This is a genomic window from Cellulosilyticum sp. (genome assembly GCF_982396655.1).
This window is the reverse complement of record NZ_CEVXFV010000021.1, coordinates 17,850-37,782: the sequence shown is the minus strand read 5'-3', so window position 1 is coordinate 37,782 and position 19,933 is coordinate 17,850. Positions and strand designations below refer to the sequence as shown.

At 34.0% G+C, this 19,933-nt stretch carries 20 protein-coding genes, 1 tRNA gene and 1 other annotated feature; of the genes, 17 read left to right on the top strand and 4 right to left on the bottom strand.

Annotation, left to right across the window (positions count from 1 at the left end):
* The first annotated feature begins 17 nt into the window (after positions 1-17).
* From AC1VAQ_RS10645 to AC1VAQ_RS10595, 11 genes are all read left to right on the top strand, one after another.
* Positions 18-548 carry an HdeD family acid-resistance protein gene (locus AC1VAQ_RS10645; protein ID WP_302600056.1) on the top strand — a complete coding sequence of 177 codons (531 nt, stop codon included), beginning with the start codon at positions 18-20 and terminating at the stop codon, positions 546-548.
* A 33-nt stretch (positions 549-581) separates the two neighbouring features.
* On the top strand, positions 582-1,106 hold the full coding sequence (locus tag AC1VAQ_RS10640; RefSeq protein ID WP_302600057.1) for a hypothetical protein: 525 nt from the start codon (positions 582-584) through the stop codon (positions 1,104-1,106).
* Positions 1,107-1,284: 178 nt separating this feature from the next.
* Positions 1,285-1,776, top strand: coding sequence for an NAD(+) diphosphatase (locus AC1VAQ_RS10635; RefSeq protein WP_302600058.1), 492 nt, complete (start codon positions 1,285-1,287; stop codon positions 1,774-1,776).
* A 120-nt stretch (positions 1,777-1,896) separates the two neighbouring features.
* Positions 1,897-1,969: transfer RNA gene (locus tag AC1VAQ_RS10630), tRNA-Ala, on the top strand.
* 348 nt (positions 1,970-2,317) lie between these two features.
* Positions 2,318-2,604, top strand: a binding site (T-box leader).
* A 113-nt stretch (positions 2,605-2,717) separates the two neighbouring features.
* A complete protein-coding gene (locus tag AC1VAQ_RS10625) occupies positions 2,718-3,746 on the top strand; it encodes a methionine ABC transporter ATP-binding protein (protein ID WP_302600059.1) in 1,029 nt (342 codons plus the stop codon).
* On the top strand, positions 3,715-4,395 hold the full coding sequence (locus tag AC1VAQ_RS10620; RefSeq protein ID WP_303244271.1) for a methionine ABC transporter permease: 681 nt from the start codon (positions 3,715-3,717) through the stop codon (positions 4,393-4,395). Before AC1VAQ_RS10625 ends, AC1VAQ_RS10620 begins: the two co-directional genes overlap by 32 nt.
* Positions 4,396-4,489: 94 nt before the next feature.
* Complete coding sequence (locus AC1VAQ_RS10615; RefSeq protein ID WP_302600061.1) at positions 4,490-5,305, top strand: MetQ/NlpA family ABC transporter substrate-binding protein; 816 nt, start codon at positions 4,490-4,492, stop codon at positions 5,303-5,305.
* A gap of 17 nt (positions 5,306-5,322) precedes the next feature.
* Complete coding sequence (locus tag AC1VAQ_RS10610) at positions 5,323-6,501, top strand: M20 family metallopeptidase (protein WP_303244270.1); 1,179 nt, start codon at positions 5,323-5,325, stop codon at positions 6,499-6,501.
* A 201-nt stretch (positions 6,502-6,702) separates the two neighbouring features.
* Positions 6,703-8,031: an APC family permease gene (locus AC1VAQ_RS10605; protein ID WP_302599939.1), complete on the top strand. Its 1,329-nt coding sequence runs from the start codon at positions 6,703-6,705 to the stop codon at positions 8,029-8,031.
* A 162-nt stretch (positions 8,032-8,193) separates the two neighbouring features.
* Positions 8,194-8,763 carry a biotin transporter BioY gene (locus tag AC1VAQ_RS10600; protein WP_302599941.1) on the top strand — a complete coding sequence of 190 codons (570 nt, stop codon included), beginning with the start codon at positions 8,194-8,196 and terminating at the stop codon, positions 8,761-8,763.
* Positions 8,750-9,136: a DUF1284 domain-containing protein gene (locus tag AC1VAQ_RS10595; protein ID WP_302599942.1), complete on the top strand. Its 387-nt coding sequence runs from the start codon at positions 8,750-8,752 to the stop codon at positions 9,134-9,136. Before AC1VAQ_RS10600 ends, AC1VAQ_RS10595 begins: the two co-directional genes overlap by 14 nt.
* An 87-nt stretch (positions 9,137-9,223) precedes the next feature.
* On the opposite strand, the gene AC1VAQ_RS10590 is transcribed toward AC1VAQ_RS10595, so the two are convergent.
* Positions 9,224-10,483, bottom strand: coding sequence for a glycoside hydrolase family 27 protein (locus AC1VAQ_RS10590; RefSeq protein WP_479903886.1), 1,260 nt, complete (start codon positions 10,481-10,483; stop codon positions 9,224-9,226).
* Between the two features lie 272 nt (positions 10,484-10,755).
* Here AC1VAQ_RS10590 and AC1VAQ_RS10585 point away from each other — a divergent pair, with 272 nt between their 5' ends.
* Positions 10,756-11,115, top strand: coding sequence for a cyclic-di-AMP receptor (locus AC1VAQ_RS10585; RefSeq protein ID WP_479903885.1), 360 nt, complete (start codon positions 10,756-10,758; stop codon positions 11,113-11,115).
* 19 nt (positions 11,116-11,134) lie between these two features.
* Here the strand turns inward: AC1VAQ_RS10585 and AC1VAQ_RS10580 are convergent, their stop codons facing one another.
* Both AC1VAQ_RS10580 and AC1VAQ_RS10575 read right to left on the bottom strand, forming a co-directional pair.
* Positions 11,135-11,767: an NAD(P)H-dependent oxidoreductase gene (locus AC1VAQ_RS10580; protein ID WP_302599945.1), complete on the bottom strand. Its 633-nt coding sequence runs from the start codon at positions 11,765-11,767 to the stop codon at positions 11,135-11,137.
* Positions 11,760-12,296: an NAD(P)H-dependent oxidoreductase gene (locus AC1VAQ_RS10575; protein ID WP_302599946.1), complete on the bottom strand. Its 537-nt coding sequence runs from the start codon at positions 12,294-12,296 to the stop codon at positions 11,760-11,762. The genes AC1VAQ_RS10580 and AC1VAQ_RS10575 overlap by 8 nt, the downstream gene beginning before the upstream one ends.
* Positions 12,297-12,588: 292 nt before the next feature.
* Between AC1VAQ_RS10575 and AC1VAQ_RS10570 the strand changes: the two genes are divergently transcribed.
* Positions 12,589-13,644, top strand: a complete 1,056-nt coding sequence (locus AC1VAQ_RS10570; protein ID WP_479903884.1) for a copper amine oxidase N-terminal domain-containing protein — start codon at positions 12,589-12,591, stop codon at positions 13,642-13,644.
* 162 nt (positions 13,645-13,806) lie between these two features.
* Here the strand turns inward: AC1VAQ_RS10570 and AC1VAQ_RS10565 are convergent, their stop codons facing one another.
* Positions 13,807-14,787 (bottom strand): DUF5692 family protein, encoded by a 981-nt coding sequence (locus AC1VAQ_RS10565; protein ID WP_479903883.1) that lies wholly within the window; start codon positions 14,785-14,787, stop codon positions 13,807-13,809.
* Positions 14,788-15,133: 346 nt separating this feature from the next.
* Between AC1VAQ_RS10565 and AC1VAQ_RS10560 the strand changes: the two genes are divergently transcribed.
* The 4 genes from AC1VAQ_RS10560 to AC1VAQ_RS10545 all read left to right on the top strand — a co-directional run bounded on the left by AC1VAQ_RS10560 (position 15,134) and on the right by AC1VAQ_RS10545 (position 19,824).
* On the top strand, positions 15,134-16,879 hold the full coding sequence (locus AC1VAQ_RS10560; protein WP_303244154.1) for a methyl-accepting chemotaxis protein: 1,746 nt from the start codon (positions 15,134-15,136) through the stop codon (positions 16,877-16,879).
* Between the two features lie 322 nt (positions 16,880-17,201).
* Positions 17,202-17,333, top strand: a complete 132-nt coding sequence (locus AC1VAQ_RS10555) for a hypothetical protein (protein ID WP_302599950.1) — start codon at positions 17,202-17,204, stop codon at positions 17,331-17,333.
* 449 nt (positions 17,334-17,782) lie between these two features.
* Positions 17,783-18,499, top strand: coding sequence for a LytR/AlgR family response regulator transcription factor (locus tag AC1VAQ_RS10550; protein ID WP_303244153.1), 717 nt, complete (start codon positions 17,783-17,785; stop codon positions 18,497-18,499).
* On the top strand, positions 18,490-19,824 hold the full coding sequence (locus AC1VAQ_RS10545; RefSeq protein ID WP_479903882.1) for a sensor histidine kinase: 1,335 nt from the start codon (positions 18,490-18,492) through the stop codon (positions 19,822-19,824). Before AC1VAQ_RS10550 ends, AC1VAQ_RS10545 begins: the two co-directional genes overlap by 10 nt.
* The last annotated feature ends 109 nt before the right edge of the window (positions 19,825-19,933 follow it).

Below are 19,933 nucleotides of genomic sequence, written 5' to 3'. Positions count from 1 at the left end.
TGAAAGGAGCATTTGCTATGAATACATTTGTTCGCATATTTTGGATTATCACATCTATCTTAATGATTTTAGTAGGGGTATATTGTTTAATTAACCCAGGAGCTGCTTTACTTTCAGTAGCGTGGCTATTGGGAATAAGTGTACTATTAGATGGTATTTCAGCAGTAGTATATTATTTTAATGGTGGCAAGGAGATAAAGGGAGGGGGATGGGTCTTATTTGATGGAATCGTAAGTATCATATTAGGACTCATTGTAACCTTCTCAAATGTGGCTATAGTCATGGCAGACTTTTTACCATTATTCTTTAGTGTATGGATTATTTTAAAAGGAATCTTTACATTTTGTCATGCCTTCCATTTCAAGGGTGAGAGTAATTCATGCTGGTGGGCTTTTCTCATAGTAGGTATTATTATGGTACTTATAGGACTTGCTACATTTATAAATCCAATCCTTAGTATTATTACAATTGCAACCGTAGTAGGATTGTATTTTATTTTGTCAGGGGTGTATTCATTATTTCAGTGCTTTATATTTAAAAACTTATAATGTTATTATAAGTAAATTCGAAGTGGTAGTTTAATGATGAGAAGCAATATTAAAACGAAAATCCCTATACAAGTAGAAAGTTATGAAGAACTATTTAATGAATTTGATGGAAATATTTTAGAAAAAAGATTACTTCGTGACGATATTAATGATTTTATTTATGAATACTTTAAAACAATGGCAGAGGTAGATGCACTTTATTTAGAAATTAGTTTACCTCAGCGGATATATGATGAGGAAAAAGAAGCTGCCGTGTTTAAAGCAATTCCATATTACTATGATTCTAAACTAAAGTTTGAAGGAAAAATTGTAAATACTGGTATAAGACGAATTATTTATTATATGCTTATGTCGGTTATATTATTTATAGCTTGGTTCTATTTGAGGAAGATAGGAGGAGAAACATTACTTACGACAGCACTTAATGCAGGGGCAACTGTATTACTTTGGCAAGTAATGACACTTATATTTATCGAAGGAAAGAATTTTCAGCTAAATTATAAGTTACTAAAAAGGTTGTATCACTTAGAAATTGTATTTACGTACAAAAGAGACTAATCCTAGAACATAATTAAACGAGTTGATTCATTATGTTCTAGGATTTTTTATTTTGGATAATCTTAAAAATACAGGGGGTATATTATGATGAGTAATACAATATGTGAAGTTGATTGTAGCAATGTGTTCAAAGCAAAGGACATGAGAATTGTATTAAATAATTAAAGGGAGAATGAATATGAAATTTACATACTGTCCACATTGTGGAGAAAAGTTAGTTCAGAAAGAAATAGGTGATGAGGGTTTAATGCCTTACTGCAATAAATGTGAAAGGCCTATATTTGACTTGCCTTATACATGTACGATAACACTTGCAATCAATGAAATGGGTGAAGTAGCCTTAATTAGGCAAGGTTATGTTTCAACTACGAATTATGTATGTGTCGCAGGTTATATTAAAACGGGGGAAACAGCAGAAGAGACAGCTATAAGAGAAGTAGGGGAAGAGTTGGGACTTAAGGTGGAAGCTATAAAATATATAAAAAGTTATTATTATGAGAAACGAGATATGCTGATGTTAGGTTATGTAGCACAGGTAAAAAAGGCTGATTTTAATATATCAACTGAAGTTGACCAAGCTGAATGGTTTAAGATTGAAATAGCTAAGGAAAAGGTAAGAAAGGGCAGTATAGCCATGCAGCTTATAGAAGATTATATGAACGTGCAATAAATTTGTAGTTGATTATTTTATAAGACATTAAGTGATATGCTATAGAGGTGAAAATAATTTGGAATTAATAGACTATATTATATTGAAAAATAATTATAAGTATTATAAAATTAAGAAAAAGGGGGCGTAGCTCACCTGGGAGAGCGCTTGAATGGCATTCAAGAGGTAGAGGGTTCGAGTCCCTTCGTCTCCATAGAAAGCACCAATTTTATAAGAATTGGTGCTTTTTTTATAGAGTAAAAAGGATAATATCTTAATTATAAAATAGGAGAATAGTGTATGGTAACACCTCAAGAAGGAAAGGTATGAGGAAGAACTAGAAACTCTAGAAAGAGGGCATACCCAATATATGCAAACAAAGCAAGATATGGAGAAAATGGTTACCTAATATTTAGGTAAATAGATAAATGTGTAAATATACTAGGAATTAGAATGGATAATAATAATTTCATATAAAAAATTAACAAAATTAACATAAAAAATAAAAAATTACTTGCATTCATAAAAACACATATGCTAAGATGACGATAACTTAAAAATAACAAATGCAACGAAAAGAAGAGTAAGTTTATGAGGTCTTTTACCAGAGAGCTTCGGGAGCTGAGAAGAAGCAAAGAATAGTAAACTGAACATGGTCTTGGAGCAGTGTAGCTGAAGTTCTAGAACTAAGGTTACAACGGGTTCGCCTGTTATAGCGATAGAGTATAACCATAGATTAAATCTAAGATGTAGTTTAATTTATGCCGTACTTGAAGAGGTCTGTATTGTGAAATACAGGTGAAATAGAGTGGTACCGCGTGGCGTAATATATATAGCCCCGCCTCTATAGCAATTTAGCTATAGAGGCGGGGCTTTTTTGCTCCCCAATAACAAAAATTAAATATTTGAATAAAGCATACAGTAGAGATGCTAGGTGATAGAAACAGTAAGGAGATAAGTAAATGATTAAATTAACGCATATACAAAAAGTTTTTAATGGCGGAGAAGTGAAGGCTTTAGATAATGTTTCACTGGAGATTACAAAAGGTGATATCTTTGGAATCATTGGTTATAGTGGGGCAGGAAAAAGTACATTGATTCGTTGTATCAATGGCCTAGAGCAACCGACATCAGGACAGGTGAAAGTTATGGGGCAAGAAATAAGTGAACTTGGTGAAGCCGGACTTAGAGAGGTGAGAAAGGAAATTGGTATGATCTTTCAGCATTTTAACTTGATGAAAAGTAAAAATGTCTTTGAGAATATTGCGTTTCCCTTAAAATATACCAAGCTTAGCAGGGGAGAAAAAGAAGCACGTGTACAGGAGCTTTTAAAACTTGTAGGGCTAGAAGATAAAATCAAAGCTTACCCATCTCAGCTGAGTGGTGGACAGAAACAAAGAGTAGCTATAGCTAGAGCATTAGCAACTAATCCTAAAATCCTTTTATGCGATGAGGCAACTTCAGCTTTAGACCCTCAGACGACAAAGTCTATTTTAAAATTATTAAAGGAAATTAATGAACAGCTTGGGATTACTATTGTACTCATTACACATCAAATGGAAGTTATTAAAGAAATTTGTACCAAGGTGGCGGTAATGGAAAAGGGGAAACTCTTAGAAATAGGTTCCTTAGTCGAAGTATTTGGTACGCCTAAGAGTCATATTACAAGGGAATTTGTAAGTAAGGATTTCCATTATGAACGTTTTAGTCAGCCAAAGGTAGGGGAAATTGCAAAACTTCTTCATTTGAGATATATAGGAGAATCATCAGGGAAACCACTGATATCAGATATTTCAAGACGATTTGATATTGAAGCTAATATCACTGTAGGAAATATAGAAAAATTACAAGACACTTGGATTGGCAATTTAGTCATTGATTTACAAGGCAAGGCAGAAGCCGTAAAAGATGCAATTGAATATCTTAGAACACAAAAAGTAGAAATGGAGGTCATTGAGGATGAGAGAATTATTAATGCAAATTATGCCTAATGTGGTGGAGTTTTTCCCGGATATGATGAAAGCTTTAGGGGAAACACTTCAAATGGTATCCGTAGCAACACTTATTTCATCAGTACTAGGAATCCCATTAGGGATACTCATGTTAGTGACCAGTCCTAAGCATATTTTAGAAAATAAAGGAGTTTATAGTGTGCTATCTAAGGTGGTCAATGGTTTTAGGTCAGTGCCATTTGTGATTCTTATTGCAGCTATTGTACCTTTTACAAGATGGATTGTAGGGACAACAATTGGTACTAAGGGTGCTTATGTGCCACTTATTGTAGGCGTAACCCCTTTTATTGCAAGGCAAGTAGAAGTAGCGCTTTATCAAATTGACAAAGGCGTAATTGAAGCAGCTAGAGCTATGGGATTTAGTCCATTTCAGATTATTAAAGAAGTGATTATTCCTGAAGGCTTAGCAGGCATTGTTCATGCCATTACTTTATCCGTTATTAGTTTAATTAGCTTTTCAGCGATGGCTGGAACTGTAGGTGGCGGTGGACTTGGTAGCTTTGCTATTCAATATGGCTATCAATATTTTAAGACAGACATTATGATTGTCACCGTTATTTTATTACTTATTCTTGTAAGTATTGTTCAGGCCATAGGTGATATAGTGGCTAGGAAGTTAACTCATTAATAGAGTCATATAAGTAGAGATAAAACAGATAGCAGTTCCATAAGAAATCTAGATAAGGTAAATATATTATTCATAATTATAAGGAGGATTTAGTATGAAAAATTTAAAGAGATTAATCGTAAGCATTTTATTCATTAGTATTTTAGGTGTTTTTACAGGATGTGGCAGTAACACAAGTGCAGACACAAAAATTAAGGTAGGTGTAAATGGTACAGACTTTACCATTTGGAATTATATTAAAGATGAATTAGCTAAAGAAGATATTGAATTAGAAGTGGTAAGTTTTTCAGATTATATTCAACCTAATATAGCTTTAGCAGAAGGAGAAATTGATATTAATTCATTCCAGACAGAAATTTATTTCAATCAATTTATCAAAGATCGTAATTTAGACTTAGTTTCAATCGGATATAGCGTGATTGCACCAATGGCAGTTTTCTCAGAAACAGTGACAGATATTGGTGATACACCTCAAAATGCTAAGGTGGCTATTCCAACAGATGCTACAAATGGTGGGCGTGCCCTTATTATTTTAGAGCAAGCGGGGCTCATTAAATTAAAAGAAGGTGTAGGAGCAACACCAACAGTCAATGATATTATAGAGAACCCTAAAAACTTAGAAATTACTTCAGTAGACCCTAATATTATTCCACGTTCTCTTCAGGATATTGATTTAGGTGTAATCAATAGTAATGTAGCGGTTACAGCAGGACTTAAACCATTGGAGGATTCTATTTACATTCAAGATATTAATAATGAAGATGCAAAAAACTACTATAATATTTTTGCAGTTAGAAATGGGGATGAGGAACGCCCTGAACTTAAACGTTTAGTTGAGATTTATAGAACAGAGCCAGTAAAAGAATTAATTAATAAGGTATATGGAGGCGCACAAATCCCATTATTTTAAAGTAAGAGGAAAATAATATGAAAGCACGTAAACAAATCATCGAATATATTGATCAATCAACAAAAATTTGGGTACATATGAGTCATAAGATTCATGCCAATCCAGAGGTAGGAAATAAAGAAGTCTATGCGTCTTCCCTTCTAATTGCAGCGTTAGAAGGAGCAGGATTTGAGGTGGAAAAAGATATTGCAGGTTATCATACAGGCTTTATTGCGACTAAGACCTCTAAGAAAGAAGGACCAACTATTGGGTATTTAGCTGAATACGATGCGTTAGAAGGCTTAGGTCATGCTTGTGGCCATAATATGATAGGGGTAAGCAGTACGGCAGCAGCCATTGCCTTAGGTCAGTGTATTGAAGAAGTAGGTGGTACAGTCAAGGTATTTGGAACGCCAGCAGAAGAAGGCGGTGTAAACGGCAGTGCCAAGGCAAGTTATGTAAAGGCTGGAGTCTTTGAAGGGACAGATGTGGCAATGATGGTACATCCTTCTTCTTATACACAAAGAACAAGTACAGCTATTGCTGTAGCGCCTATTGATTTTGAGTTCTTCGGCAAATCAGCTCATGCTTCAGCTATGCCAGAAGAAGGCATCAATGCCTTAGATGCTATGATTTTATTTTATAATGGCATTAATGCTCTAAGACAGCAGGTGACTTCAGATGTACGTATCCATGGGGTAATTTTAGATGGCGGAAAAGCAGCTAATATCATTCCTGATTATACAAAGGCACGTTTTTATTTAAGAGCAGCGACTGCTAAGAAATTAGAAGCTCTTATACAGAAGGTGTATAATATTGCAGATGGTGCGGCAAATATGACAGGCTGCACAGCACAATATGCACCGATTCAAAATATGGTGGAGGACTTAGCACCTAATAAAACATTGGATGAAGTCTTTGCAGAAGAGATGGAAAGCTTAGGGGAGCGTGTCGAAGAGAGAATCTTAAGGGAAGTAGGGTCAACCGATACTGGAAATGTAAGCCATGTCATTCCTACGATTCAACCAACCATTGCTATTTCAGAGTGCCCTATTGCTGCCCATACAGAAGAATTCAGAGTAGCAGCAGCCTCTAAAAAGGCAGATGAAGGCCTCAGTTTATCAGCAAAAGCATTAGCATTAACAGGATTAAAGGTTCTAAGAGAGCATGAATTATTAGAAGCCATTAAAAGAGAATTTGAGCAGCGTGAGGCTTAAAAGACAAAAGAAATAAAAGATAAATAAGAGATAAATAAGAGATAAATAAAAGATAAATAAAAGGAAGTAGCATAAGCTAATAAGTGCTACTTCCTTTTTAGTTGGCTAAAAGGATGTGATGTACCTGTATAAAAGGACAATTATATTTATAAGGAAATGGGAAATACTAGTTTCATAACATTAATGGACTTGGAGGCAGTTATGAGTAAAGAATTAGAGAAGAACTTAGGGATTTCAGCAGCTATTTCTACAGTAGTTGGCTTAGTCATTGGATCAGGCGTATTTTTTAAGCCACAAGCAATCTATACAGCCACAAACGGTGCACCGGGATTCGGTATTCTTGCATGGATTTTAGGTGGTATCGTCACCATAACAGGAGGGCTTACAGCTACAGAAGTTTCAGCAGCCATTCCTAAGACAGGCGGTATGATGATTTATATTGAAGAAATATATGGGAAACGTTATGGCTTTTTAACGGGGTGGATGCAGACCGTATTATTTTTCCCTGGGACAATTGCAGCTTCGGCAGTAATTTTCGCCCAACAAGCTGCTGAACTTTTAGGATTTGAAGCAAGTAATAGAGGAATCATATTACCTATTGCCTTAGGGTTAATTATTCTATTAGCCTTTTTTAATGTGCTTGGGTCTTCATTGGGAGGATATATTCAGACCATAGCAACAGTAGGCAAGTTAGTGCCTTTAGCACTGATTATTATATTTGGATTTATAAAGGGAAATAGTACGCCTATTTTTAGTCCTATGGTAGGAGAAGACGTAAATGTAGCAACAATGGCAGGCAAGGTTTTGATTGCCACATTGTTTGCCTATGATGGTTGGATTAACGTAGGGGCAATAGCAGGTGAAATGAAAGAACCAGGTAAGGATTTACCAATAGCTATTGTAGGCGGATTATCTTTGGTGATGGCAGTTTACTTAACGATTAATATTGCCTACTTATGGGTTGCACCGGCTAGTGAACTTGCAAGTGTTACTTCACCAGCTTCTTTAGTTGCTACGAAGTTATTTGGTAATATAGGTGGGAAGCTTATTTCAGCAGGTATTTTGATTTCTGTATTTGGGACAACCAATGGCTATATCTTGACAGGGTCAAGAATACCTTATGTATTAAGTAAAGCAGGTTTAATACCAGGTGCTAAAACTATTTCTAAAGTTAATAAAGGAAGTTCACCATACAATGCAATTTGGTTGGTGGCAATTCTTGCTTGTTTATATGCTTTAACAGGTCAATTTAATTTATTATCTGACTTAACCATATTTGCAGTATGGGCATTTTATGTTTTAACATTTATTGGCGTTATCATATTAAGAAAGACAAGACCAGAACTTGATAGGCCTTATAAGGTGCCTTTATATCCAGTAATTCCTATAATTGCTATAGTAGGCGGCTTATTTGTTGTAATCAATCAACTTATTACAGATACCTATATTTCAATAGGCGGAATCATTATCACGCTCATAGGTCTGCCAATTTATTCTTATATGAGTAAGAAGCAAGTTAAAGAAAAGTAATAGGATTAATTCCCAAGCGGCAAAGGAAGATTTGCCGTGAGGGGAAGTTCCTTATCATCTTTAAATAGGATGACAATAATTGTAAACTTTGAGAAATCATTGAGTTGACAAATAAAGGTGAAATGATTAGAATTTACTTATCATATAAGTGTGGAGGTAAAAATGGATACGATAATGAATGAAGCATCAACGACTAAAAAATTGACAGCTACTGATTTGGCATACATTGCACTTTTTACCGCATTAATTACTATTTGTTCTTGGATTTCGGTACCTATGACGATTCCTTTTACCATGCAGACATTTGCTATTTTTATGGCAGTTGGTTTACTGGGAACAAAGCGAGGAACGTTGTCGCTTATTGTATACATATTACTAGGGATGATTGGCGTACCTGTATTTGCTGGATTTAATAGTGGTATAGGTGTACTTATGGGAAATACAGGAGGCTATATTATAGGGTTTATTTTTTCAGCACTTATTACAGGCACAATTATAGATAAGTTTGGTAAGAAGGCATGGGTTATGGCGCTTGCTATGGTAGGTGGACTTATTGTGTGTTATGTTTTTGGAACTGCATGGTTTATGTATTTCTATGCGAAAACATCAGGTGCTGTTGGGGTGATAACTGCACTTGGATGGTGTGTATTTCCTTATGTAATTCCAGATTTAGTGAAAATTGCTTTGGCTTTAATTATAGTAAAGAGGGTAGGTCCTTATGTTAAAGCTTAGACTGAGACCACATCATATATTATGTTTAACATTCTTTGAAGGGAAGGGCTATTCTTCAGATTTTGTAATCAATATGGGAAATATCCATAAGGCACTTAAGGATGAGAATGAAATAGAAATTATCTTAGGAAAAGATGCTATTTGTGAGAAGTGCCCGAATATGATTGGGGAAGGATGTACTTCTCAAAGTAAGGTAGAACGATATGATCAGCAAGTAGCAAAGCTCTGCGGACTTAAGGAAGGACAAGTATTAAACTACGGTAAATTTAAAAATTTAGCATACACTCAAATTATAGAACAAAAGCAGTTAAATAGTGTTTGTGGGGATTGCCAATGGATTGAAATATGCAAGAAAGGTATCCCAGTATTATAAGTTTTATCATAAAGGAAAGTGTACTCTAAAAGATAGAGACTAAAAAAGGTCTCTGCCCTTTAGGGTACACTTTCCTTTTATATTGTCTTATTCACATGGTAATAAACGATAAACTTTAGCACCATGAGCAGGAACTTTGGCACTTAGTACTTGCGTGCAGCTCCCAATTTCCTCTTTTGCCCAGATGTCATAAACATTATAGGTACCATCAATCGGTAAGGTAGCTGTAAGGGTTGCTTCTTGGTTATCACAGTTAAAGAGGGCGAGGTAGTAGCCCTTTTCTTCATGAGTTGTAAACCAGGCAATTTGTTCTTTACCAGCTTCACCACGCCTAAAGAGTTGATGTGCAGAGTGGGTATGATTAACGATTTCAAGTAGTGCCTCATTGGTTAAAAGACGCATTGTAAAGTCATCAAAGCCAGTCATGTCGCCACCAATAATAAGGGGGGAACGCATCATACACCACAGTGTTAACATTGTAATTTGCTCATCTTTTGTAAATTTGGTCCAGTTTTCTTTTTTGTAATCTTGGAGAATGGGTCCGATAGGTAACATATCGCAATCTGGCCAGCTACCAGGTCCAGAATGGGTACACCATTTTTCACTGCGGGAGAACATATCATAAAGCAGCTCCCACTTGTCCCAGAAATCATCTGTAATACGCCACATGTTAGCAAGTTCTTTAAATTCCTCTGCATGTTCCAGTGGTGCAGGGCCTGGAGAAAGGCTAAGAATCATTTCACGTCCGCTATTTTTAATGGCATTATGAATGAGCTGAATCTCTCCAATACGAAATTCTCTACAAATATCATCAACTTTTACAAAGTCAACACCCCAAGAAGCATAGAGTTCAAATAAACTGTTATAATACTCGGCAGCACCAGGTGCATTTGCATGAATGCCATACATATCTGGGTTCCATTCACAGACATCATTAGGGTTTGCAATCTCATTGGCAGTAATTGATGTACCTTTAATGGCACTGTGTTGATGAGCAGCCTGGCGAGGAATGCCACGCATAATATGAATACCAAATTTTAGGCCAAGAGAATGTATGTAATCGGCAAGTGGTTTAAAACCTTGTCCATCTTTTGCAGAAGGAAAACGATTAACAGCAGGAAGCAGCCTAGAATACTCATCCATTTCAAGTGGTACAAACTTATGATATTCATGGTTTTCAGCAGTTGGTTCATACCACTGAATATCTACTACAATGTATTGCCAACCATATTGTTTTAAATGATTTGCCATAAATTCTGCATTAGAACGAACTGTAGCTTCTGTAACAGAAGCACCATAACAATCCCAACTATTCCAGCCCATAGGTGGTGTTTGTGCTAGTTTCATAAGAGTCACTCCTTTATTTTGTGTAGTAGAGGATTAATAAAAAGTAGTATATATATGGAATCCCTATGCTAATTATAACAGATAGTATTTTTAAAATATAATAATATTTAAAATATTTAATAAAAATCAAAAGTATATATAGATTTCACATTTATAAAATTTAGTTATTCATGATTTTTAGTTATGTGAAATATACTTAGACATATTTAATATGTTGAAAAATATATTTATAGTAAAGGACTTAGTTTTTCTATTAAAAGGGGTGAAACGATATGGCAGGAGAAAGGAAAATTGATAAATTGATAATAGCTATTTTACAAAGTGGGGATTATGAGGCTGTGGTTTCTCTACTTAATAAGCGTAATATCTGTGCTACCAAAATAAGTAGCAACGGTGGTTTTTTAAAGAAGGAAAACGTTACGATTATGATGGGAATAGAAGCGGAGCGTCTTGAGGAGGCAATTGATATTTTAAGAAGAAAGGCAGGCAAACGTAAACAAACACAATATACAACATTAATTGCATCAGCCATATATCGCTGCCCAGAGGCTGCCATGACCTTTCCCGTTGAAATGGAAGCAGGTGGTGTCACTATATTTGTGATGGATGTCAGTCAGTATAAAACATTTTAAGATGAAACTGTGAAAGCATTTAGCAATAAGGACTTTTTTGCTTAGGATCAAATCCGTTAGCTTTGATTTGTTTATCTGTCATATGGCTCATGAAGAATGCAAAGCATTTTGTAAAGATGAGGGACATTTTTCCTTCTAGGTTTTCATATAAGCTATCAGGTGAAACGGACTTGGTTTTAATAGCGTTGGTAAACTGCTCAAAGGCAGGGAGAATCTTCTTTGCCATTTTATGCTTTTCTAGAGGTTGACCGTTGAGTAGAGGTGCCATTGTAATCATGAAACCGCCATTATAGGACATGCCACAAGACTTGCAGAAGTATTCAAGATGTTTAAGTCCTGATTGGTGTGTATGTGTGTAAGGCATACCACCTTCTATGATGCCGTACCATACTTTACCCTGAAGTTCCTTGGTGTGGTCAGCTAAGTATTCAAAAAGCTCTGTGACCTGACCGGGAAAGGTATTCACATAACAAGGACCCACAAGAACGATGGTATCAGCTTGTTTAATCTTTAAAAGTAATGATTCTAAAGAATGAGGCTTTTGATAAAGGCTCATATAATCTCCAGCTAAGCTTTGCTGTAAGCGCATGCAAAGCATATGGGCAGTGCCATTTTCTCGTGGACTTGCATTAAGTATTAAAAACTTAGGCATTAAGAATCACCTCCGCAAATTGATTTAATTTATCTTGGTCTGGATTTTCCTCAACTACAATGCCCTTACCCTTAACATTCATAATCTTTCTATTTTCTTCTACGAGATGTGTGAAAAGCTTTTCTTCTTCAAGATTACAGTGGTCTTTGACGCCAATGGCCCATATGCCACCTTGAGCAGTATTAGTGCCTTTGACTAATTCGCCATTTACCTCGTAGTAATGTGTATCCCCCAAGACAACTAGGCGGTCGAAGGCTTTTTTAATCTTTGAAGAATAGCTTCCAAAACTTAATGGACACACTAAAATAGTATGTGTAGCTTTAGCTACTTCGTAAAGAAGTTGCTGCATATCATCTTTGATGCAACATTTGCCATATTCTTTTGTATGGCAGTAATTACAATTATAACAGGTACTAATATTTAAATTTGAGACAGAGATATATTGTACATCATTAGTTTTCGTATGTAAGGTTTCATAGAGTCTTTTTCCAACACTTTGATGAGCATCATCAGATAAAATCAAAAACATGATGAACCTCCTTAATAATAAACGTAATATATTACCTATTGCTAGTATAGTACATGAAAAGATAAAAGTAAATAAAATTTAGAATTTTTAAGAAGATAGGGGGGAGGACACTGTCGTTATAGTAACCCTTAATAATGAAGATTATAAATGGGATGTTTCAGAGGCAAAAATCAAGGGCATAAAAGGCTTTGAATCTTTAGAAGCAGGGACAGAAGCCTTTGAAGTTGTCGGTAAAAATACATTAAAAATGACCTTGCCCAATGGAACAGATGAAATGTCTAAAGAAACTTTTATGATAAAAGGCCTAAAGTTAATGACGGATAAGAAGGGGGCTAATAATGTTATCGAGGCTACTTTTCAAGGGGATATAATTGAAACAATTACAAGTAAGATAGCTAAGGTACAAGACTATAGTATAAGCTTAGTTGCAAATCCAGATAAAAAGGCGTATGCAGGAGAAAGTACACTTGTTAACTTTAGTCTTGAAGAAGCCGTGGCTGATTCTATGATTAAAGAAAGAGAATTAGATATTACATTTAATGGTGGGGTGAACTTAGCATTAAATAGTAAGGACAAAGTAGAGGTTTCTCTTAATAATGAAACTAAATTTTATGATCCTATTTATAAAGAAGAAAAGGTAATAGGTTTTAGTGTACCATCAATTGATACTGAGCTTCTTAAACAAAATCTTGCAGTAAAAGTAAATACGTCTTTAGTTGAGTCTGAAGGACAGGTAAATGTGACAGTAGCAGGAAGAGCACTTGGTGATAAAGAATTGACACAACCTGTTTTGCAAGTTAAAAAGCCGGTGGATGTGGCTATTGATCCAATTGCCTTAGAGGTTTTTATGAAAATCGGTGATGTGAACCTAGAAGTTAAGACAACAGCAGTTTTTACGATTAATAAAAATATCTATTCTGTAAATAACCAAGCGAAAACGATGGATGTAAAACCTTATAATAAATATGGCCGTACAATGTTACCAGTCAAATATGTAGCATATGCCCTTGGTTTAGATGAAAGCCAAGTAGAATGGGATAATGAAAAGAAAATCGTCACAATCCATGGAGAACAAATTGTGCAGCTTACTTTATGGAGTAAAGAAATGTTTATAAATGGTGTGCCAACTACAATGAGCGCACCAGCCACATTAGATCAAGGTAGAACATTTATTCCAGTAGCAGAAGTAGCTAGAGCCTTAAATGTAGATGTAAGTTGGGATAATGAGACGAAGAGTGCCACATTTAGAGCATATAAGTATATAGTACTAGAGATAGTATCACAATATTATGTTTTAGAAATTAGAGGAGACCCCACCTCAGCCAGAATAGACTATGGCGAGGGTTAAAGTGAGAAGTAACGGGAAGCGTTTCAAACGATTTTTTTCCATTCCAGTAAGTAGTCTTTTGTCTCCTAGTTTTACAAGAAGAAGCACAATAAAGGAGCTATTCTAAATCACAATGAATGATTTAGAATAGCTCCTTTTACTGCATACTTAAATAATGAATTTTTAAAAAGCTTCGGAAACCGCATCCTTATAATTTGGAGATTCTGTAAAGATTTCATTTGTATAAGGATTTTTCTTGAGTTTAATAGCTTTAGCAAAGACTACAACGACAAGAATAATGTTTGCAATAAGCGCTAGAATACTAACGACTGTCATAGGAACGAAGTTATTAGCATATTGTACACTCTTAACTGAGAACACACTTGAATCTTGGAAAAGAGGAAAAACTTGTGCAAACATACACCAGATTGCAAGGGTATGTGCACGGTTTTGAAGCCAAGCCCCTTTTGTCCAGCCAAAGGCAGCAATAGTAGGTGCAAGAAGAAGTGCCACCCCGCAATACCAAGCGTGTGTTGGTAAGCAGTTGTAAGTATAAGCAAAGTTCCAAATATCATAAGCGATTATGTAAAGCCAAATCATATCAGGCCAGAGCATGTTACGTTTATCTTTTGAAACACGGATGCCTAACCAGCCTGTAATACCAATGATATTTAGAATACCTGCTAAAGCATTGAAGATATTATGCCCCCCCCCATAGAGACTTACACCTTCAGAAGAAACCCACCAAGTATTGAAACCACGAATAGCAGATTCAAAGTCGCTACAAACAGCAATAAGAATATTAATTGCTAAAATGGCATAAGGGAAATAAAGAAACCATTTCTTTTTCCCAATCCACCAATCGTAACGAATAAGCATAAAACCAATACAACCAGCTAGTGCGGCATAGAGTTTTGCATAGTGGAACCAGCTATTCATATTTGTGTAAGTCACATTATTAAGCGCCCATGGCATATCTAAAGCCACGCCGATATAAATAGCTATAAAATATACGGTAAGGATAGAAGGAATAACAAATAACATGGTAATGCCACCAGCTTTAGAGCGCCTTGTAAATTCATTAAGTCCAATGAGACAAATTAATACAAGAAAGACGCCTAGCCATTGATATAAACTATTCTCCCCATAAACTTGAAACAACATAACTAAGACCTCCATAATAATATTAGAAACAAATCAGTTTATAAAATTAAGTGGTTAAATATTAGGTCAAGATGATTTGCTTATAAAAAGTATAACATAAAATCAGTTAAAATATTTACCTTATTTAAAAAGTTTAAAATACAATGATTAAAAAATGTTGCTTGATTTAAAAAATAAGTTAGATAATAAACTAAATATATTTGTTATAAAATGGAAACACATGCTAAGATATAATAAATTAGATAACTGGTTCTAAATTCTAACTAGTAAATTAGTGTAGCTGGCTCTAACAATAGGTAGATAAAAACTAGTATATTTTTGAAAACAAAAGTTTAGGAGAAATTACATGAAAGAAACAAGGGGATATAAGCGCGTTAAAACCAAAAGGATGAGTATTGCATCTAAAGTGGCACTAAACGGTATTATAGTTGGAGTAGTAATTTGTTTAGTATTAATAGGGATGACTTATAATATCGTATCACAATATTTAGAGGATGCAATGAAGGGTAATGTAATAGCTATGGCAGAAATGGCAGCCTCTGAAACGGATGGTGACTTATTTGAAACACTGGCACCAGGAGATGAAATAACTGAAGTATATCAGGAAATGCAAGAAGAAATGTTTAAGTTTTTTAAGGATAAAGATGTCACATATGTTTATTCATTAAAGCCGTTAAATGAACAAGAAATGCAATTTATTGTAGCCGCAGATCCTGCGGGTGACCCATGCCAAATTGGTGACCCATATGATATACAAGAAGAGATGAAAGAAGCACTTAGCGGACAGGTAGCGATTACGGATGAACCAGTTCAAGATGAATGGGGTGTGTTTTATACAGCTTATGCACCTATTTATAACTCTGCCAATGAGATTGTAGGGATTATTGGCGTAGACTGTGAAAGTTCTAATATTCGCGAAAAGGCAAATAGCCTTATGATGACATTAGTAATAACAGGGCTTTTATGCCTTGTACTTATGATTTTAGTAAATATTATTTTTGCTAGAAAAGTAGGTACAAATATGAGTAGAGTTAATCAAAAGCTTCTAGATGTAGTATATAGTGATGGTGACTTAACCAAAAAATTAGAAGTAGAGTCAGGGGACGAGCTAGAGATTATTTCTGGGAATATTAATGCACTCTTAGAAAATATTCGAACCAGTATGTTAACTATTAGAAAATCATCAACAGGAATAAAAGATTCCTTTGAAGTATTTGCAGAAGATATGCAAGGGTCAGTAGGCCAAATTATGCAAGTTTCTGCGACAATGCAAGAGATGCATGATGCAATGGAAGAAACTAATAATTCTTTTGTAAAAGCTAAGGAAATGACAGAAGCGGTAGTAAGTTCTATCGGTGATATCAAAGATAAAACAACTTGCGGCTTTGAATTCTCTGGAGAGATTGAAAGTAAATCAGAAGCACTTAGACAAGGTGCAGAAAAAGCACATATCGCAACAAGTGAGAATCTAGAACATGTTCAAGGCTTATTAGCACAAAAAATAGAACAAGCTAAAGCAGTAGAAAAAATTAATGAATTAACAAAGAGTATTATAGATATTGCCGATCAAACAGGTTTACTTGCTTTAAATGCAAATATTGAAGCAGCCAGAGCAGGAGAACATGGCAGAGGTTTTGCCATCGTGGCGCAAGAGGTAGCAAAGCTTGCAGATAATACAGCTTTAACAGCAAGTGAAATTCAAGCTACTAGCCATAATATTATTACAGTTGTAAATGATTTGGTAGAGGTAGGAACTTCTATGGCAACTTATATTCAAAATAATGTTATGACTGATTATGAAAAATTTGTACAAGCTGGTCATCAGTACAATGAGGATGCCAAGTCTATTAGAGAATTGATGGAAGGCTTTAAAAAAGAAGCAGAAAGTTTACAGAAAGCTATGCTACATGTAGATACAGCAGTTAATGAAATTGCAGTGACGGTAGAACAATCTATGGTAAGAACAATAAATGTTGCTAAAATAGCTGAAGAGATGGACCATAATATGCAACAAATGGGTGAAGCAACTAAGAAAAATCATGAGCAAATTGAAGTCATGAATGAAGTGGTAAATCAGTATAAAGTAGATTAAAGGATTTATTACTTTTAAAAACTGGAAAAGAGATGTCGTGAAACGATTTTATGGTTTACGATATCTCTTTTTTGATTGTAAGGTTTTAAAATGAAATCTATGCATCTAATGGATATTTTGTGACTAAATATTGAAAAAATAAAAACTATAAAATATAGTATTTTTGCGAGAGCAATGATTTCACATAACTAAAAATCATGAATAACTAAGACCTTATAAATGTGAAATCTATAAGATAAATAAAAGGGGATTTAATGCAGGAAGACAATTTGTAAGAGATGTTAAAAATAAATTTTTCTAGGATAAATGAGGAGGAAAAGAAATGAATAATGAGTTTTTTAGTATAGTGATGAGAGGTATGGTAAGTGGAATTATTAGAAATAGGACATATAAGAATAGTAAGCATGTTAACAAGCTTATGTTTTATATCTGCAATAATATTAAAGGCATTTAATATCACACATATAAATGGATATTACCTGACATGCTTTACGATAATGTTTTTCTTGTCAATCATACAGGTGAAATTAAATACTCTAGAACAGATGACATTAAAAGCTAACGACATGTATTTATGGGGAAGCATATTTATTTGGGATATGTTTTATGTCGTACTAATAGCCTTTAAATTAGAGCGCTACTTTATAAAAGCTATTTAAATAAAAGCTTGATAGGCTCCTTTCTAGGTAGACAAGTGTGGTAATAAAAACTTGCTTACCTAGAAGGGGGCTTTTTATGTTTTTTAAATATAAGTTTTCTTACGAGGAAATTTTCTTTTGAGGAAAACAAGAAATTAGAAATAGTAGTTAACCATAATTGATAAAGCAGGAGAGTTATATTAAAATGAATACTATATTTAAAATAATTTTTACATAAAACAAGATTGAAATACGAGGTAAAATTATGAAAATAGGTATTTGTGAAGATGAAAACATATTAAGGCAAGAGGTTAGACTACTAGTAGAAAAGTATTGCCAGCAATGTACTATAGAGGCGGAGATTTTTGAGTACAGTAGTGGTGAAGAATTACTTCAGAGTAATAATGAAGAGTCTATACTTTTATTAGATATATCTATGAAAGAGATTGATGGTATACAAACGGCAGAGAAAATTAGAGCATTGGGTAACAATAGTATTATTATATTTTTGACAAGTCATAAGGAAAGAGTTTTTGAGGCCTTTAAAGTACAAGCTTTTAGATATTTGCTTAAGTCCATAGAAGAAATTGAGTTTAATAAAACACTGGATGATGCAGTAAATTATTTGAAAAAGGAAGAGAAGAAATTTCTTACAATAAGTATTAAGAAAAATATTATAAAGCTTAACTACGAAGATATATTATACGTAGAAAGTATCGGGAAGAATATTAATATTCACACATTAGAACAGTGCTATACCATTAGGGAGAAAATTAGTGATTTAGAAAAGAAATTACAATCCAATGGTTTCTTCAGGGTGCATAAATCCTACATAGTAAATCTAGAAAAAGTAACGAAAATAGATAATGATAGAGCAACGCTTCAGAATAATGAGATAGTATACGTAAGTAGGTTACGCTATAAAGCTTTTAAAGAAGCATTTATGAATCATCTAATAAAGGATAAAAAGATATGGAACTAATGTTAGAAAGCATACGAGAAATGATTATATATGCCATAGAATTCCTGATTTTTTTATTTGTATATAATACTTTTTTAGAGGTGAAACCCAGATATAAAGGAATTTATATAGGGATAGGATTAGCGTATTGTTTCATGATTGTAGCTGGAGAATATTATGCATATCCATTAAGGAATATCATTTATTACGTGTATATCTTTACAACCTGCTTTTATCTATTTAATGGGAAGTTTATATTGAAACTTGGTATATTATTTTTAAGCTTATGTTTAGACTTGATATTAGAAGAAACATTGATTATAGGAGTAAGTTTTATACTCCAGAAAGATTATGCAGTAGTAAGTGAAAGTAAATTGTTAGCACAGGTTGTTGTACAGTATATAAAATTTATTATACTTGTTGGATTTAGCAGGGTATACAAGCTATATATTAAGAAGAATCCGCAGAAAAAGCAGTATATGAACCATTTAGGTGGGACAGTGACGACATTACTTATTATATTGCCTATTTCAAGTTATATCATATTAGCAATTTTCTTAGAGACCTTTATTGTGAACTTAACGAAAATGGAAGCACTCATTATGGAAAGTGCAGTGATGTGTTGCTTATTGGCATTTAATATACTGATTATAGTATGTATTAATAAAGTAATCGCTAATAAAGAATATGAGTATACAAATGCTATGATCAAAGAACAATTAATAATACAGTTTAATCATTATAAATATTTAGAACGTATTAATAGAGAAACACGTGGGCTTAAGCATGATATGAAGAACCATATGATTTGTATTCAAAGCCTTTTAAAAAATAATAAAAACGAAGAGGCAATAACCTATGTTGAAAACGTGACAAAGCGTATTGAACAATTAGGAAATAAGATTAATACAGGAGATACGATTATAGATGCTATATTACAAGAAAAGTTAGGGAGAGCAGAAGAACAAAATATAGCACTTAAGGTTAAGGGAAGATTTGTAGCACCATTAGAAATGGATGCCATGGATAAATGTACATTGTTTGCAAATGCATTAGATAATGCCATAGAAGCTTGTGTAAAAATAGAAGAGGTTCGTAAGCGTACAATAAGCGTTGAGTTAGCACATAATAGGGAATATCTTATTATAAGTATTTGTAATCCTATAGCAGAGAATATACAAATTCAAGCTGGTAAGATAAAAACATCTAAAAAAGATACAAAGTATCATGGATTTGGTATTGAAAATATGAGGGCAGTAGCAGAGAAATATGATATGCATTTTAAGACGGAAGTAAAAGAGGAGCAATTCTGCGTTGAAATGATATGTAGCATTACTTCAAAATAATACATTTGATGTCTTTTTTATAACATGTTATGACAAGTTGTTGAAAAGATGTAGAAGAATGAAGTATATTTTTTAGGTAAGGAAAAACAGATATATACTAAAAAAAGGC